The organism is Aeromonas sp. R4-3 (genome assembly GCF_040908275.1).
Classification (GTDB): domain Bacteria; phylum Pseudomonadota; class Gammaproteobacteria; order Enterobacterales; family Aeromonadaceae; genus Aeromonas; species Aeromonas rivipollensis.
The window spans coordinates 1-16,284 of the sequence record NZ_JBFODK010000049.1; the positions used below are offsets into that span (position 1 = coordinate 1).

The 16,284-nt window shown below is 55.0% G+C and carries 15 protein-coding genes and 1 pseudogene; 9 read left to right on the forward strand and 7 right to left on the reverse strand.

Annotation, left to right across the window (positions count from 1 at the left end; all coding sequences use genetic code 11):
* Window positions 1-87: 87 nt before the first annotated feature.
* Window positions 88-989: pseudogene (locus tag AB5Y91_RS14505) on the forward strand (IS3 family transposase); the annotation flags it as partial.
* 143 nt (window positions 990-1,132) lie between these two features.
* Here the strand turns inward: AB5Y91_RS14505 and AB5Y91_RS14510 are convergent.
* Window positions 1,133-2,056, reverse strand: coding sequence for a WYL domain-containing protein (locus AB5Y91_RS14510; RefSeq protein ID WP_368170119.1), 924 nt, complete (start codon window positions 2,054-2,056; stop codon window positions 1,133-1,135).
* A gap of 100 nt (window positions 2,057-2,156) precedes the next feature.
* Between AB5Y91_RS14510 and AB5Y91_RS14515 the strand changes: the two genes are divergently transcribed.
* From AB5Y91_RS14515 to AB5Y91_RS14535, 5 genes are all read left to right on the forward strand, one after another.
* Window positions 2,157-2,447 (forward strand): DUF4258 domain-containing protein, encoded by a 291-nt coding sequence (locus AB5Y91_RS14515; protein WP_368170120.1) that lies wholly within the window; start codon window positions 2,157-2,159, stop codon window positions 2,445-2,447.
* Window positions 2,448-2,453: 6 nt separating this feature from the next.
* Window positions 2,454-3,095 carry an ADP-ribosylglycohydrolase gene (locus tag AB5Y91_RS14520; RefSeq protein ID WP_368170121.1) on the forward strand — a complete coding sequence of 214 codons (642 nt, stop codon included), beginning with the start codon at window positions 2,454-2,456 and terminating at the stop codon, window positions 3,093-3,095.
* Between the two features lie 710 nt (window positions 3,096-3,805).
* Window positions 3,806-6,178: a dynamin family protein gene (locus tag AB5Y91_RS14525; protein ID WP_368170122.1), complete on the forward strand. Its 2,373-nt coding sequence runs from the start codon at window positions 3,806-3,808 to the stop codon at window positions 6,176-6,178.
* Window positions 6,175-7,092, forward strand: a complete 918-nt coding sequence (locus AB5Y91_RS14530; protein ID WP_368170123.1) for a diguanylate cyclase regulator RdcB family protein — start codon at window positions 6,175-6,177, stop codon at window positions 7,090-7,092. Before AB5Y91_RS14525 ends, AB5Y91_RS14530 begins: the two co-directional genes overlap by 4 nt.
* Window positions 7,077-8,147, forward strand: coding sequence for a patatin-like phospholipase family protein (locus AB5Y91_RS14535; protein WP_368170124.1), 1,071 nt, complete (start codon window positions 7,077-7,079; stop codon window positions 8,145-8,147). The genes AB5Y91_RS14530 and AB5Y91_RS14535 overlap by 16 nt, the downstream gene beginning before the upstream one ends.
* A 103-nt stretch (window positions 8,148-8,250) precedes the next feature.
* Here AB5Y91_RS14535 and AB5Y91_RS14540 read toward each other — a convergent pair whose 3' ends face one another.
* Complete coding sequence (locus tag AB5Y91_RS14540; protein WP_234568122.1) at window positions 8,251-9,159, reverse strand: WYL domain-containing protein; 909 nt, start codon at window positions 9,157-9,159, stop codon at window positions 8,251-8,253.
* 100 nt (window positions 9,160-9,259) lie between these two features.
* Here AB5Y91_RS14540 and AB5Y91_RS14545 point away from each other — a divergent pair, with 100 nt between their 5' ends.
* Together AB5Y91_RS14545 and AB5Y91_RS14550 are read left to right on the forward strand one after the other, a co-directional pair.
* Window positions 9,260-9,481 (forward strand): hypothetical protein, encoded by a 222-nt coding sequence (locus AB5Y91_RS14545; protein WP_139744413.1) that lies wholly within the window; start codon window positions 9,260-9,262, stop codon window positions 9,479-9,481.
* Between the two features lie 74 nt (window positions 9,482-9,555).
* Complete coding sequence (locus AB5Y91_RS14550) at window positions 9,556-10,215, forward strand: ADP-ribosylglycohydrolase (protein ID WP_234568120.1); 660 nt, start codon at window positions 9,556-9,558, stop codon at window positions 10,213-10,215.
* 29 nt (window positions 10,216-10,244) lie between these two features.
* On the opposite strand, the gene AB5Y91_RS14555 is transcribed toward AB5Y91_RS14550, so the two are convergent.
* From AB5Y91_RS14555 to AB5Y91_RS14575, 5 genes are all read right to left on the reverse strand, one after another.
* On the reverse strand, window positions 10,245-10,901 hold the full coding sequence (locus tag AB5Y91_RS14555) for a HEPN domain-containing protein (RefSeq protein WP_234568118.1): 657 nt from the start codon (window positions 10,899-10,901) through the stop codon (window positions 10,245-10,247).
* A gap of 503 nt (window positions 10,902-11,404) precedes the next feature.
* Window positions 11,405-12,124: a metallophosphoesterase gene (locus AB5Y91_RS14560; RefSeq protein WP_368170125.1), complete on the reverse strand. Its 720-nt coding sequence runs from the start codon at window positions 12,122-12,124 to the stop codon at window positions 11,405-11,407.
* A 255-nt stretch (window positions 12,125-12,379) separates the two neighbouring features.
* On the reverse strand, window positions 12,380-13,150 hold the full coding sequence (locus AB5Y91_RS14565; protein WP_368170126.1) for an ABC transporter substrate-binding protein: 771 nt from the start codon (window positions 13,148-13,150) through the stop codon (window positions 12,380-12,382).
* A gap of 53 nt (window positions 13,151-13,203) precedes the next feature.
* Entirely contained in the window at window positions 13,204-14,019 is an 816-nt protein-coding gene (locus tag AB5Y91_RS14570; RefSeq protein ID WP_368170127.1) for a carbon-nitrogen hydrolase family protein, read from the reverse strand.
* An 8-nt stretch (window positions 14,020-14,027) separates the two neighbouring features.
* Window positions 14,028-15,179, reverse strand: coding sequence for a methionine aminotransferase (locus tag AB5Y91_RS14575; protein ID WP_368170128.1), 1,152 nt, complete (start codon window positions 15,177-15,179; stop codon window positions 14,028-14,030).
* 113 nt (window positions 15,180-15,292) lie between these two features.
* Here AB5Y91_RS14575 and AB5Y91_RS14580 point away from each other — a divergent pair, with 113 nt between their 5' ends.
* Window positions 15,293-16,183, forward strand: coding sequence for a LysR family transcriptional regulator (locus tag AB5Y91_RS14580; protein WP_368170129.1), 891 nt, complete (start codon window positions 15,293-15,295; stop codon window positions 16,181-16,183).
* Window positions 16,184-16,284: the final 101 nt, after the last annotated feature.

A 16,284-nucleotide genomic window follows, 5' to 3' on the forward strand; every position in this document is an offset into this window, starting at 1 on the left:
CAGTACCGCGATCGGGTGGTCAAGGGATTGCACCGTCGGGCCGCCGAGTTTGGTTTCACCCTACAGGCAATCGAGGGTGTTTCTTAGGAAGGCTAATGCTCTCTTGATGGCTGACGAACTCGAACGTACGCGCTGATAGACCGGTTAATAGAGCAAGCCCCCACCTCCCTGGTCTGCTGCGCCTTCGGTATCTCAGCCGCCTGTTTTTACGACTACCTGGCTCGCAAACGCAGCATCAACCCCGAGCGGTTGCAGCAACGAAGCGAACTGCGGCGTCTGTTTAAATAGAGCCGGAGCTCAGCGGGCAGCCGAGCCCTGATGTCGATGATGCGGGAGCTGGGGCATCAGATTGGCCGATTCAAGGTGCGCAACTTGATGAAGGAAGTGAGCTGGTATCGAAATAGCCTGGCTACCATGCCTATAAGACAGCCCGGTCCGAGCGACCGGATATCCCGAATGTGCTGGCGCGCGAATTTGATGTCCAGCAACCCAATCAGGTGTGGTGTGGCGGTATCACCTACGTCTGGGCCGGTGGTCGTTGGCATTACCTGGCGGTGGTTCTCGACCTTTATGCCCGCCGAGTCGTGCGCTGGTCGATGTCTGACAAGCCTGATGCAGAGCTGGCAATAAAAGCACTGGAGATGGCCTATCAGCAGCGGGGTTGCCCATCAGGTGTGCTATGTCACTCAGACCAGGGCAACCAATACGGCAGCCGGGCATTCCGGCAACGACTGTGGCGCTATCGCATGACCCAGAGCATGAGTCGGCGTGGCAACTGTTGGGATAACGCACCGATGGAGCGATTGTTCAGGAGTCTGAAGACAGAGTGGCTCCCGACAACGGGATACATGAGCCTACGGGAAGCGAAGCGGGATATCAGCTATTACCTGATGGATGACTACAACTGGCGGCGACCGCATCAACACAATAATGGGGTATCGCCAGTGAAGGCCGAAAATCGGCTTAACACAGTGTCCGGATTTAGTTGACCGCTACAACTGATTATGATCAATTGCTGACGCGTCTTGGCACTATGTAATTTGGGGCCTTTGATTGGAAAAGGCTCCCGCCATGGCGGGAGCACTTCTTGTTGAGTTCTCTTTGCCGGATGTGATGAGTGCAGGGAGTGCCACTAGTGTGGCAGCACTTGCAAATCCGCACTCTTGAGTTTGAAGGTACAGCCTTGCTGGATGAGCTCCTCCCGATTGGCCAGCACCAGCGGGTAGAGCAGGGGATGTTGTTGGTGTTCGCCGTTATAGCTCACCTGCATCCGCTCCAATGCGTAGTGCATCAAAGGGATGCGCTGGCTGATCAATAACTTGCCATCTGACATGGCGTAGTCGCTGGCGATGATGGCTTGCTGACCTTGACTAAGACTTGGATTGGGAACGACTACGCCGCTGACTTGGGTGTTCCACTCCAGATCCAGTTCCCTACCATGGGGTGACGCATCCAGCAGGTCAGGTTCGCCACGAAAGCGGCTCATCACGAAGTCCAGATATTCTCCTTTCTTCTCGCAATAGGCCCGCACATGCCAGCGGATCCCGTCATAAACCAGGGTATGAGGCACGATATTGCGGCCGCTCTGCTCTTCTGAACTCAGTGACACATAGTCCACATCTACCCGTAACTGGCCTCGAGCCGCTTGCACCAAACCACGTACGATCTTCGGGTCAATATGTCGGTTTGGCACATCCAGGATCTCTATGTGGCCGTAGCGCAGATCCATCAAGGGTAGGGTCAGAACCCCGGATTCGTGCTGGCGCTGATATTGCTTCTCCCGGTGCAGCAGCATCAGATACTCGTCAACCTTGCCTTCACTAAAGCGGGGCACAAACTGGTCGGTTGGTTTGTATCCCTTCAGGCTCTTGTCATAAACCAGCCCGTCAGGTGCGTATTCGTTGAGGTAGAGGTTGATGTCTCGCGAGGCTTGCTGGCGACCGATATTGAAAACGGTTGTCAGGTGGTTGGTGGTGAGTCGTCCTTCCCACAACAAGACGATCTCCAGCAGGCGAAAACGCAGGGTTTGATCCCAGGTGAGCTCTTTGGGTGTCATATGTGCTCCAAAATGCGACATGTGTATGTAACCAGTATCGGCATGAGTATACAGGCTACATATAATGAGTCCATCTAAAGCGGCACCAAAGGAGAATGTCATGAACGGTAAACTGGATACTACCTATAGCCATCATGCGTCATGCCGGATGCAGCAACGTGGCATCGCACCCGAGCTTGTAGAAGTGCTCCTGAACATCGGATGCTCTACTTATCACAAGGGGCGCGAACTGGTTTATCTCGATCGCAATGGATTGGCAATGCTGCAAGCCAGCTGGGGCTTGCCAGCGGAATTCTGCCAGCGTCTGCGTCGTCACTATCTGGTGCTGCAGGGCGGCGAGATTGTCACCGTTGGCCACAAAACCACCCATTTCAAACGCGATCGCCACTGAGGCACTATGAACCAACATCTGGTACCGGGTCAGGGGGATGCCCCCCTGATCAAGGGGATTGCTTGCCTGCTGTCAGCTGAGCGAGTCACGGAACTGACCTCTTTACTTGGCAAGGGGGGGCCTCACCAAGTTCGTGGGGCATCACCGCTGGCGGTTGTGACCGCATTGGCGATCCATATCGAGCAACATCGGCTGGATCGCACGTTACTGCCCATTTGCCAGGGGCGTGAGCAACTGATGGCCGGAGCTGCTGACTTGCTGGGGAGAGAGGCAAGTTTTGAAGATCAAGACGCGTTTCGCCTGCTGGCACTGCTGCTCGACAAATTGCTGCGGGGAGGGGGTGACAGCCGTCAGGCCAAACTGGATGGACTCACACCTAGCGTGATGGAGCAGCGGGCACTGGCGGCCATATCCCCGAATACTGGTTCCGTAGTGCGCGGCAGCTGGCGGCGCAAGTCACGTAATCAGTTGGGTCATGCCAGTTGGTTGGATGTGGTGGAAGCGGCCCTTTGGTGTTTCTGGCATGGTGACGCCTTGGAAAGCGGCGAAGTATTGCTCGGCGTGCTGTTGGGTCGGGATGAGCGAGTAAGGGGGGTCTATGGTTTGCTGGCCGGGGCTTTCTACATGAACAAGTCAGCTGGGTGCTGATGAGGCTGTTTGAATGTTATTTCAAGGCATTGAAATATAACTGCAAATTGAACTTCTGCAGTTTATGACCACGAACTTCTGCATGTTGTGTTTCACATATGAAACAGCTGGACTGGCCTTACTTGTTTTTTTGCGGCCAAAGCGGATGAAGTCCTGACGGTTCAGTTGCTCAAACGAACACCGTTACTATCTGTAGCAATGGTCCTCAAATTTCATCATGTCCCAATTGTGTACCGCGCTCATCAGCGTAAGAAGCATAAACCTTTATAAATCAGTTCATTAAAAAACACATATTGCAAAACGTGGAAGTAGAAGGTGGGCTCGCTGCCGGGCTGTGCTGTTTTGCTCATGTTGCTCGAGGTGAGGTGTCCGATGGCGGCGCCATGGCGCCTGGGTGGGCGGTGCCATGCACCGCAGTTGCCAGCATGGTAAACCATAGCGCAGGCAGAGCGAAGCCCGGGCGCCTTGGCTGCCGGTTTATTGGGCGGAAAGTGATATGTGGTGGGTTCAGGTCTGGTATGCATGGTTCATGCTGACATGTGCTTGAAAATGTGACATGTGAGTCTGTACAGTACTTAAAATCCAGATTGCCAATCTATATCATCAGGCCATCACAGATTTGGCATGTTCGTTCGTCCAAGAGCGAATGCGTAAGAAAATGTTACCAGAGTGTGTTTTTGCATTAAAAATGAGCAAAATAAGGAAGAATAATGCACGAGAATAATATCGAGTTGTTGTGTCATGAAGCCGAAAGATTGTTAGAACTTAACATTGACTTGCTGCAAAAAATGCTCACAGAACCGAAAGTTCTGGGCGATAGCAATGCTCAATTGTTTGATCGCAGTAAAGCTGAAAAGAGAATTGAAGAGTTGCAGGGGGAGCAAAAAAAAATTCTCGGGAAAGAAATGGTCCTTGCAGTTGTGGGTACTATGAAAGCGGGTAAATCCACGACCATTAACGCGATTGTCGGCAAAGAGATCCTACCCAACCGCAATCGCCCGATGACATCGATTCCAACCTTGATTCGTCATGTGCCGCGTAAAATAATACCAGAGTTGCGACTCGATAATATTGAGCCTATCCAGAAACTGTTCGTGACGTTGCAGAAGAAAATCGATACTGAAGATGGTAAAAAACTACTCACTGAGCTGAAAAAAGATCAGGCACTATGGAAGTTGCTGGATATTATTGCTGATAATACATGGCTTAAAGGCAATTATTATGGTGAAGAGGATATATTTTCTTGTCTCGCTTCGCTTAACGACTTGGTTCGTTTGGCTACAGCGTTACGTGTGGATTTCCCTTTTTCTGCCTACGAAGAAGTCCATAAACTCCCAGTAATTGAGGTAGAGTTTAGCCACCTTGTCGGAATGGATGATAGCCAAGGTACGCTGACACTCTTAGATACACCTGGCCCTAATGAGGCAGGTCAACCTCAGCTACAAGCAATGATGCGCGATCAGCTACAAAAAGCCTCCGCTGTTCTTGCGGTGCTAGATTACACCCAGCTGAAATCAGAGGCGGATCAGCAAGTACGTAAAGAATTAAACGCTATTGCAGAAGTTGCTGCTGGTCGCCTATTTGTACTGGTCAATAAATTCGATCAAAAAAACGCTAATAGCGACAACGCTGAGACCGTTAAACAGGCAATTCCCGCCATGCTAGATAGCGGCGCACTAAACAGTGATCGTGTTTACCCTGGTTCATCTCTTCGAGCTTATTTGGCAAACCGAGCGCGCAGTGTAGTAGATCAAGCCGGTAAACTCTCTGTCAGCGAAGAATGGGTTGATGATTTTGCCAAAATGGCATTTGGTCTCGACTGGAGAGAAGAGGAAGATGATGTTCTTGCTGATGTGGGAATTGTGCTCAAAAAGGCAAACACAATCTGGCGTACATCACTATTTGAGAAACTGATTACTGAAGTGATCCACGCAGCTCATGCCAAAGCGGCGGCGCTGGCGGTAGACTCTGCTGCGGCTAAGCTGGTACAGAATGCTGAAAATATCGACGAATATCTGTCGTTACGTCATCAGGGGCTGCAGGCCAGCATTCAGACCTTGCAGACACAAATAAAAGATCTTCTAAGCGACATCGACAATATCGATAATTACCAGAAACAAGTCGATAGCGAAGTAAAAAGTTCGATGGGAAGAATTACCCATCAAACTGGCGAGCTGCTAAGTAGCTCGGAGAAAATACTAAATGAACAACTGGACGAATATTTCAAAGACGGTAAGCGTAAAGAGCAAGATGCATTTAACATGCAAGCACAGCAACAGGGGCGTGGTTTTTGGAACTTGATGAGTACGGTTGCCGGGAATACGCCATCAGGCGACCGCGATTTTGACCCAAATAACTCAGAAGTGAAATTTTCTGAACATGCTGAAGCAGTCCAGTTCATTGAGCGGATAGAAGAGTCGGTAACCAGCCTGCTGGCCGAAACCGAAAAGAAAATTAAACCGACACTAACCGACATCGTCAGTACCATCGAAAAAAACTTCCATGGCACTACCATGCAGGCGGTCGATAAGATTGCAAGCCAAATTAACTCGCGACTGGAAGACGATGGCTTCACGGTGAAAATCTCTTTTCCTAAAGTTAGTCAGTTACAGACCAATCTTGCCATTGGCACCCGTATGACAAACCTTCTGGAAGAGAAAACCTTTAGCGAAACGCGGCAGCGCCGCTCCAGCGGTGCATGGGGAACGGTATGCAAATGGTTCAATACAGACAACTGGGGCTGGGAAACTTACAGTGTGGATGTCACCCGTAGCGTAGTAGATATTAGAAAAATAAAAATTGCTGTCACCAACCAGACCAGAGCACACTTTAAAGAGCTCAACAATATGATTTCTAAAAAAATAAATGAGCCGATTTTGCAAGAAATTAACACTTTCTTCATTTCCTTTAAAGGCAAGGTAGAGCAGCTTCGCAATACTCTGATCCAGAGCACAGAAGATCATAAAAGTAGCAAGCAAGACCAAGAACAATTGACTGAGCGCCTTAGCGCACTGAGAAAGCTAACACCGGAGATGATCAGTGACAGTAAGATACTCAAGAAAGAGTTGGAGCCGATGCTGTGATATCAACATTTACTGCAACGTTTCCTAATAGCGAGGCGTGCCAAATCCTGGCATGCCTGCCGGAGAAATTTATCGTTGATTTCGCCAACGGGATAGATGTAGTTCACGACCATGTGCGTCAACAAACGGATCGATCCTTTTTTCGGCGCATCAAAGAAGGATTCAACGGGCGATCATCCCAGAGGCAGCAAGCTATCAATGCTTCGTTGTTAGATGGGGTGGAGGCCTCTCTCAATTGGCTTACCGAGTTAACGTCATCACTTGCAACCACCAACTATGCGCTTGCACAGGTGAACGATAGGGTCAGTTCGTTGATGCAGGATACAGCTACCATTGCACACTATTCTGCAGACACTCGCGAACAGTTGAACATGTTGGCGACGCAAGTAAATAAACAGTTACATCATCTGGAACAACAGCTCCGTAGTGTCGATCGGCTGCAACGTGGCCAGCTGCATTTGGAACAAATATTTTCCACTTGGAGTGCTGGTCGATATTCACTCCTACCCCTGGCTGGACGTTGCTATGTGGCACTGGAAGAGCTGCGTTGGGGGGCATTTGGTGAAGTGATCCGCCATGGTGAACAGCAACAGGCAAAACAGTTACTGGATATTCTAAGAAATCGAGCAGTGGTTCAGCTTGCAGAAGACCATAACAGTCCAACATCGATGTGCCACGACACGCGCAGTTGGTTAACTTGGCAGGGTGAGCATGAGCAATACAGTGACTGGTCCGCAGCCGTTAACTGGTTGGCGGACTGGTGTAATGAAGATACTCATCCCATCATCTGGTCCACTACACAGTCATACAATGCTCCGCCTATACGTATGCCACGGTTGTGTTCTGCAGAACGCATTGCTGGTGCGATGGTCGATGAAATCTTCAGCAAGGAGTTAGTATGGATCAGCCGATGAAAGTAGGGCTGGCGCTTTCCGGTGGAGGGGCCATAGGTGCTTATGAGGTTGGTGTGGTCAGAGCCTTGGCTGAATCAGGTACAGATCTTCATGTTGTTGCTGGTGCTAGTATCGGTGCACTAAATGGGGCTATTTTGGCCTCTTCAGATACTTTGGCTCAGGCTGCAGAAAGGATGACGGAAATTTGGTCGCATCTGGGCAATAGCAAGGTGCTAGAGCTAAACAAATCTATCTATTTCTCACTACTGACACAGTTTGGCTTAGGGTTCGGCACACCAGTACTAAGCAAAGCAGGAGGCATTATATTCGAGGCTCTCAGTCGTGCTGCATTGGTTACGGGGGGGGTAGGGCAGCAAAGTGACTCGTTGTTATCTGATCAGCCACTTATCGATTTGATGAACCGCTATCTGGATATCGATGCCTTATCTTCCGGATTGCCATTGTACGTTTCCTTATATCCTACAGAAGGTGGCATGAAAGATATTTTTAATTGCATAGCCGCCGAGTTTGGGGTCGGTACGACTCGTATTTCGGAGTTCCATCACGTACAAAGTTTACCTGTCAATCAACAGAAAGAGGCGTTGCTAGCCTCTGCCGCGTTACCCTTATTGTTTAAATCACGCGAGATTAATGGTGTGCTTTACAGTGATGGTGGAATGGGAGGCTGGCATACAATGCAGGGCAACACACCAGTAAAACCTTTGGTTGACGCTGGTTGCAATATGGTGATTGTCACTCACTTAAGCGATGGCTCGCCGTGGGACCGCCACAATTTCCCAGACACTACTGTGTTGGAGATTCGCCCGCAAAGTTCCTTAAAACGTCATGATGGTTTATTTGGAGGTGGAAAGGATCTGCTTGGCTTTACTGCCCAGCATATCCGTTCATGGATTGAGCAGGGTCACCATGACACAATGAGTGTAATAGGGCGAATCCAGAAACCTCTCCAAGCTCGACAGGCACTTCGTACTTCGGAAGTGATCGTTTCAGACAGCCAAGACAGGAATATTCAAACTGGTATAGCGCTAAAAAGCGCTATGGATAGGTTGAGATAATCGCAAAAAGTTAATGTCGTTGAACTCAGATAAATTGGGTCATAGGCCTGCGACATTAAGACTAAAAATGTGAGAGGCGTCATGCCTCTCTTTTTTGTCGTGGTTAATAATCTACATTTTTGAGCTTGAAGGTACAGCCTTGCTGAATTAGCACCTCCCGATTTTCCAACACTAGCGGGTAGAGTAGTGGATGCTGTTGGTGTTCGCCGTTATAGCTTACTTGCATTCGCTCCAGTGCGTAGTGCATCAGGGGGATCCGCTGTGTGATCAATAACAGCCCATCGCTCATAGCATAGTCTTTGGCAATGATAGCCTTTTGTCCTTCGCTGAGGCCCGGATTGGGGATCACCACGGCGGTGACCAGGGTGTTCCACTCCAGATCCTGATCCCGGCCGTGAGGGGAGGCATCCAACAGTTCCGGCTCTCCGCGAAAACGGCTCATCACAAAATCCAGATATTCCCCCTTCTTTTCGCAATAGGCGCGTACATGCCAGCGGATCCCGTCATAGACCAGGGTGTGAGGCACGATATTGCGGCCGCTCTGCTCCTCTGAGCTCAGCGATACATAGTCCACATCCACCCGTAATTGGCCCCGAGCCGCTTGCACCAAACCACGTACGATCTTTGGATCGATATGGCGGTTTGGCACATCCAGGATCTCTATGTGGCCGTAGCGCAGATCCATCAAGGGTAGGGTTAGAACCCCTGATTCGTGCTGGCGTTGATATTGCTTCTCCCGGTGCAGCAGCATCAGGTACTCGTCCACCTTGCCTTCACTAAAGCGGGGCACAAATTGCTCGGTGGGTTTGTATCCCTTCAGACTTTTGTCATAGACCAGTCCCTCTGGCGAGTAGCAGGTCAGGTAGTGGTTGATATCCCGCGAGGCCTGTTGGCGGCCGATATTGAAGGCTTTCATCAGGTGATTGGTAGTCAGCCTCCCCTCCCACTGCAGCACGATCTCCAGCAGGCGAAAACGCAGGGTTTGATCCCAGGTGAGTTCTTTGGGTGTCATATGTGCTCCAAAATGCGACATGTGTATGTAACCAGTATCGTCATGAGTATACAGGCTACATATAATGAGTCCATCTAAAGCGGCGTCAAGAGAGTATGTCATGAACTACAAGCTGGTTCTCACCTACCACTGTCAAGCCTTGTGCCATATGCCATTGAGGGGGATTGTCGCTACAGCCATAGGCTCTCTGTTCATGTTTGGCAGGGGCAAGTATTACAGGGAGAAAAAAGTGTTTTACCTCAAGCATTTCGCGCTCAGGAAACCGCAAGCAGGAGGTGATCTGATACTCCAAAATGCTAACACCCGCATCGCCACTACCTGATTTGGCCAGGTAGCGACATCGTTACCATCAGCAACCGCATCACTTATTTCAAACACCATCGTCACTGAGGTTCTATGAATTCAAATCTGATATTGGATCAGGCGGCAATGCCTCTGATCATGGGTATCTGTTGCCTGCTGCCAGCCGAGCAGGTCGGCGAACTTGTGACTGTGATTGCAGAAGAAGAGGGTCGATTGGGCGTTATGTCATTGACGGAGGCCGAGGGAACGCCTCACTGTATTGAGCTGCGCAGATTGACGCGTTTGGCTTTGCATATTGATCGGCATCGGTTGGATCGTACTGTTCTGCCCATCTATCAAGGGCGGGAGCAACTGATGGCAGGGGCTGCTGCATTGTTGGATGACGATGTGACTCTTGCATGTGGTGATGCCATGCGGTTATTGGCATTGCAGCTCGACAAGCTGTTGAGGGGAGGCCGTGGCAGTACACAGGCCAAACTGGACGGGCTAACCCTCAGTGTTATGGAGCAAAGAGCGCTGGCCGCCCAGTCCCCCAACACCGGTGCTGTGGTGCGGGGGAGCTGGCGCCGAAAATCACGTAATCAGCTTGGCCGAGGCAATTGGCTCGATGTGGTCGAAGCGGCGCTCTGGTGTTTTTGGCATAGCGACACCCTGCAAGATGGCGAAGCCCTGCTTGGTGCACTGCTGGGCGCAGATATCCGAGTGCGTGTTGTCTATGGCATGTTTGCGGGGGCCTTTTACCTGGCGGATTAGGCCAAGCTACGTAACCCCTCAGTGACGGACTAACTCGTCATTTCCACCACTGGATAGCAGGCGTCTCCCCACAGGGTTTGTGGATGGGCCATCATCAGCGCGATGATCACCGGTATAAGCTTGCCTAACAGGTTTGCACAATCTTTAAGTTGCTTGCGATTGACCGAACTATTCCAGGTGGCGCCGCCATGCATTAGTTGATTTCGCAGAGTATAGAGACGGTTAAATACGACACCCAGCAACTGCGGTGTATTGCTGCTTGCCAGTGCTTGGGATGCCATTTTCTTGCCCTGTGCCAGTCGTTCCTTCCATAGTGTTTCGCTTATCTTGCCACTGTGAAAATCCCAGAAGCCTTGGAGTACAAAAGGGGTATCCAGCAAAATACGGATACTCCCAGAAAATTCCTGCCACACGAGCTGCTCGATCTGCCTGTGCTCATCCAGCTCGCACAGTTTTTCCAGAAAGCCTTTGAAGGTTTCCTGCTCTGACAAGCGGCGATTGTCATCGATTTCGGTGGCATAGGCAGCGTTGAAGGCAATCCAGAGAAAAATGAAGCGGCCATCTTCATCTTCTGCCATCTCTGCCCGTTGCAGCCAGCTCAATGCGCGATGCACACGCAACTTTAGGTTGGCAGGTGAGTGTTCACGTATTTCACGGTGACGATTTTTCAGTTGTTCGAAATTCAACAATGATCTCCTTCTCCATCGGATGAATAGTCAGAATTCGAGGCCCTAAATTTGCTAACGGTATTGTGGGTGGGCCGTCTGACATGGGGCGAATCGGTTGGAATGGCAAACTTGAAATCAGGCTTACTTTCGGGCTGCATCCCGTATCTTGGCCATCGCCAGCTCCATCATAGTGGCAGGTGCTCTTTCAAGTGGTGAGTGACTGCATTTGGGGCATACCTCGAACCAGGAGAGGCCACACACAAGCGCGTCACTCTTAGGGACAACCGTCTTTTGCCAGCCGCATTGGGGGCAATGAAAAGTAAATGGAGGTGGAGGCACAGGCATGACATTCCCCAAAGAGGTTCCTTTGGGCCTAGCCTACCACGGTTCGATATTGATGGTCGCAGCCTTGGTCACAGACTTTCATCGATATCTGCATCTTGAAGTGTGCTCATCATCCCGGACTGAATCGCCGCGGCTCCAATCAGTAGAAAGATCAACCCCTGATACAAAATATCTCCTCAGGGGTTACCACTGGGTGGGAGCGCCGGCATCAGGGTGTGCAGATCCAGCAGGGTGAAGAAGCCGCCTTCGTCGGGATACCAGCCGCCGGTGTCTATGTAGTAGACATTGCCAAGGCGGGCCGGGCGGCCTACCGGGGTGTGGCCCACCACCAGGGCGACGAGACCCTCGACGCCGCTCTCGTCCAGCCGCTCGATGCGGCGCCTTGACCAGAGGCAGACGTTCTTGATGGCCCTAAGTTTCCCGCCGCTCACCCCTGCATCCAGTGTGTCCAGCAGCCCCTGCCAGGAGGAGAAGGGGCAATCGGCGTGGAGCAGCCCGACCGGGCCGGCCGGGGTGGCCACTTCGATGGCGATAGGCAGGGTGCGGTAGTGGGCGGCGAACGCCCCCTGTTCGCCCGGGGTCAGCTGCTGAAACCAGCCGCCGCCGTTCTGGATCCAGTTCTCCCGATCGCAGCTCTCGTAACGGCAGACGTAGTCGTCGTGATTGCCGCAGACAGGGTGAAACCAGGGCTTGGCCAGCCAGTCGAGCACGGCTGTGCAGTCGGGGCCGCGATCCGTCAGATCGCCGACGGAGAAGAGGCGATCCCGAGCGGGGTCGAATCTCGCCTGGTTCAGGGTCTGTTCCAGCCGAGAAAAGTAGCCGTGGATATCGCCGACGGCGAGATCCCGCCCCAGAGGATTGCGGGAGAAGCGTCTGATCAGCGGGGTCGGGTTCATGGCTTGCCTCCTTGTCTGGTGTGACCGGCTCGCGGCGCCGCCGGATGGCCTATGGGGGATCAGGGCTCGTGGACAAGTGCAGCATGGCATGCTCTGCCTCGCCATAGTAGAGGCAGGTGGGGGAGGCTCTTTCGCGTCGAGGTGACAGGCGGCCTGCATAAAGGAGGGCCGTTTGCCGCCTTGCCGGCAGATCCCGGATAAAAAAATGCCAGTCGGTGTTGACTGGCATGGTGTGATAGCGGCCCGGCGTCGGGATCAGAGCAGGTCTTCGAGCTGGTACTTCTTGAGCAAGGTGTCGAAGGTGCCATCGGCCTTGACGCTCTCGATGGCGGCATCGAACTGGCTCTTGAGCTTGTCATCGTTTTTGCGCAGGGCCACCGCTACCCCTTCTCCCAGGATCTTGTCCTGAGTGCCGTTGTACTGGGGACCGACGAAGGCGAACTGCTTGCCCATCTCCTTGTCGAGGAAGCCGACCTTCAGCTGCACCATGTTGCCGAAGGTGTAGTCGGCGCGGCTGGACTGCAGATCCAGCATGGGAGACTGGGCGTTGACGTAGCGCTTGATCTTGGCCACGTCACCGTAGCGGGCTGTGATGAAGTTGTCCTGGGGCGTGCCTTCCTGCACCGCTATCACCTTGTCCTTGAAGTGCTCAGGGGTGTCGGCAAAGTCGGCCGCCTTGTCGCTGCGCCCCACGAAGCGGTTCTGCATCATGTAGTAGACCTGGCTGAAGGCGACCTTCTGGCGCCGCTCATCCGTGATGTTCATGGAGGACATGATGGCGTCGTACTTGCGCACCTGCAGGCCGGGGAGCAGGGCATCCCAGGGCTGGTTGATCACCTCGCACTCCGTCTTCATGGCCGCGCACAGGGCATAGGCCAGATCCACTTCGAAGCCGCCGAGCTTGCCGTTGCTGTCGACCATTTCGAAGGGAGGGTAGGTGGCGTCGGTGGCGATCACCAGGGGTTTGGCGGCCGCCTGGCCGGCGGTGGCCAGGGCCAGCAGCATCATCAGTGTATTGAGTTTCATGGTCAGTCCCTTGAAGTGTGGTGTCATTCCTATGGTTCTAAATGGTGCCGGCCTCAAGGGCCGACGGCTATCTTGCGATGGGTGAGGGCCGGCAGCTGGCTGCGCACCTTGCGCTGGGCCGCCAGATCCAGGGTGGCGATGGCCAGTCCCTGACCCTCCTCTACCTGGGCCAGCACCCGGCCCCAGGGATCGATGATCATGCTGTGGCCGAAGGTGCGGCGCCCGCCGGGGTGCTCTCCCCCCTGGGCCGAGGCCAGCACGAAGGCGAGGTTTTCCACCGCTCTGGCCCGCAGCAGCAGCTCCCAGTGCGCCAGCCCTGTGGTGTGGGTGAAGGCCGCTGGCAGGGCGATGAAGTCGGGGGCGGGCCCCAGGCGAAACAGCTCGGGGAAGCGCAGGTCGTAGCAGATCCCGAAGCGCAGCACGCCCCAGGGCAGGGGATGGCTCACCACCTCCCGGCCCGGGCTCATGGTCACGGCCTCGTCATACTGCTCCTGCCCGGTGCAAAAGCCAAACAGGTGCAGCTTGTCATAGCGGCTGGCCAAGTGCCCTTGCGGGTCGATCAGCAGGCTGCTGTTGTGCATCTTGCCGGGCTCTTCGCTCGAAAGCGGCAGGGTGCCAGCCAGTATCCAGATCCCGAGCTCCCGGGCCAGCCCCTGGGCCCAGGCCAGCAGAGGGTGATCGCTCACGGGAGCGGCCAGGGCCACCCGCGCCCGCTCGTCGGCAGGCATCAGGTAGAAGTATTCTGGCAGCAGGGCCAGCTCGGCCCCCTCGGCCGCGGCCTGACGCAGCAGGGCCTCGGCCTGGGCCAGGTTGTGGTCAAGCTGGTCCCCTGAAACCATCTGCAGGACGGCAACGCGCACAGAATCCATGGTGCCTCCTATACGCCGCACAGGCGCTCGGCGCCCGCCAGCAGGGTGTCGTCATCCTTGGAGAAGGAGAGGCGGATGACCCGCTGATCCGTGCCGTCGTGATAGAAGGCGGAGACGGGTATGGTGGCGACCCCGTGGTCGCGGATGAGGCGCTGCACGAAGAGGCTGTCCGGCTCGTCGCTGATCCGTTCATAGCTCGCCAGCATGAAGAAGCTGCCGGCCGAGGGGAGCAGGGTAAAGCGTGAGTCCGCCAGGGCCGAGACCAGCAGGTCCCGCTTGCGCTGGTAGAAGTCCGCCAGCCCCTGGTAGTGGGCCGGTTGCTGCAACAGGTGGGCGAAGCCGTATTGCATGGGGGTGTCGGCGGCGAACATGGCGAACTGATGCACCTTGCGGATCTCCTCCATCAGGGGGCGGGGCGCCACGCAGTAACCCACTCGCCAGCCGGTGACGTGGAAGGTCTTGCCGAAGGAGAAGACGGCGACGGAGCGCTCCACCAGCTCGGGGTAACGGATCACGCTCTGGTGCAGGGCGCCGTCGAACACCACGTGCTCGTACACCTCGTCCGAGAGGATCAGGATGTCGGTGCCGCGCACCAGGCGGGCGAGGTGCTCCTGATCCCCCGCCTGCCAGACGGTGCCGGTGGGGTTGTGGGGGGTGTTGAGCACTATCATGCGGGTGCGGGGTGTGATGCGGGCCGCCACCTCATCCCAGGGGATGGCAAAATGGGGGGCCTTGAGGGCGATCACCACAGGGGTGGCCCCCTGCAGCTGGATCATGGGGCGGTAGCTGTCGAACGCCGGCTCGAACATGATCACCTCGTCCCCCGGGTGCACCAGGGCGGTGATGGCGCAGAACAGGGCCTCGCTGGCGCTGGCGGTGATGGTGATCTCCTCGCCCGCGTCATAGTGGTGGCCATAGCTGGTCCCTATCTTGGCCGCCAGTTGCTCGCGCAGGGCGGGCAGCCCCGTCATGGGGGCATACTGGTTCTCCCCGGCCAGCATGGCCTCGTGGGTCACCCGGATGAGCTCGGGATCGCAGGGGAAACTCGGGGCCCCCTGGGAGAGGTTGATGCTGGGATGGCGGGCAGCCAGATCCCCGATCACGCTGAAGATGGTGGTGCCCACCTGGGGCAGTTTGCTGACAATGCGGGGGGAAGACATGGCGCCATCACCGATGTGTGTGAAAGATGCCCCTTTTTAGCCCTCGCTTCCTTGCCGGACAACGGATTATTCGGCATGTTATGCATGAGTTTTTCTCAAGCATGGAGGCTTGTATGTTGTCTAGCCAACCCCGCAGCCAGTTGCCCCTGTATGGCTTGCAGGTTTTCGAGTGTTCTGCCCGCCATCTGAGTTTCACCCTGGCCGCCGATGAGCTGTGCGTGAGCCAGGGGGCGGTGAGCAAGCAGATTGCCCAGCTGGAGGCCCGCCTCGGCCACCTGCTGTTCGTGCGCGGCACCCGTTGCCTGGCCCTGACCCCGGCCGCCGAGCGGTTGCTGCCCTTCGTTCGTGAAGGGCTGGCCCGCATGGGGGAGGGGCTCAGCGCCTTGCAGACCCTGCCCCACGAGCAGGCCATCAGCATCAAGGTGCCCTCCTGCGCCAGCCGCTGGCTGTTGCGACGGTTGCAGGCGTTCGAGGGGGAGGCAGTCGAAGTGCGCGGCAGCCACAGCCACGGCATCGATTTCTCCCGGGAGCCCTTCGATCTCGCCATCGTTTATCAATCCTGTCAGGCCAGGTACCCCCATAGCCAGTCGCTGTTTCGGGAGCGGCTGACCCCGGTCTGCGCCCCCGCCTTTGCCGCCAAGCACCGCCTGTTCGAGCGCACCATAGAAGAGCTGCCCCGGCTGCCCCTGCTCCATGCCAGCGCGGATAGGCGGGACTGGCGCAACTGGTTCGCCGCCTTCCTCGACACCCCCTGGCAGCCCCAGGGCGGCCAGCTGTTCGATACCCTGGACCTGGCGATGAATGCCGCCTTGCAGGGATTCGGCCTCTCCCTCGGGGATCCCACAATCGTGGCCGAGGAGCTGGAGAGCGGTGCCCTGGTGGCCCCCTTTGCCCCCGTGCTGGAGACGGACCACGAGTACGCCCTGCTCGCCCGCCCCGACAGCCAGCGGCAGGGGGTGGCCCGCACCTGTCACTGGCTGCTGGAGAGCCGCGCCCAGCCCTGATCGCCGTCAGTGCCTCCCCTGACGGGGTGACATCTGTCTGCCCCATCAAAAAACAACAGCCCCGCTGGCGGGGCTGTTGTCATTGTGGTGGCCGCTGGCCG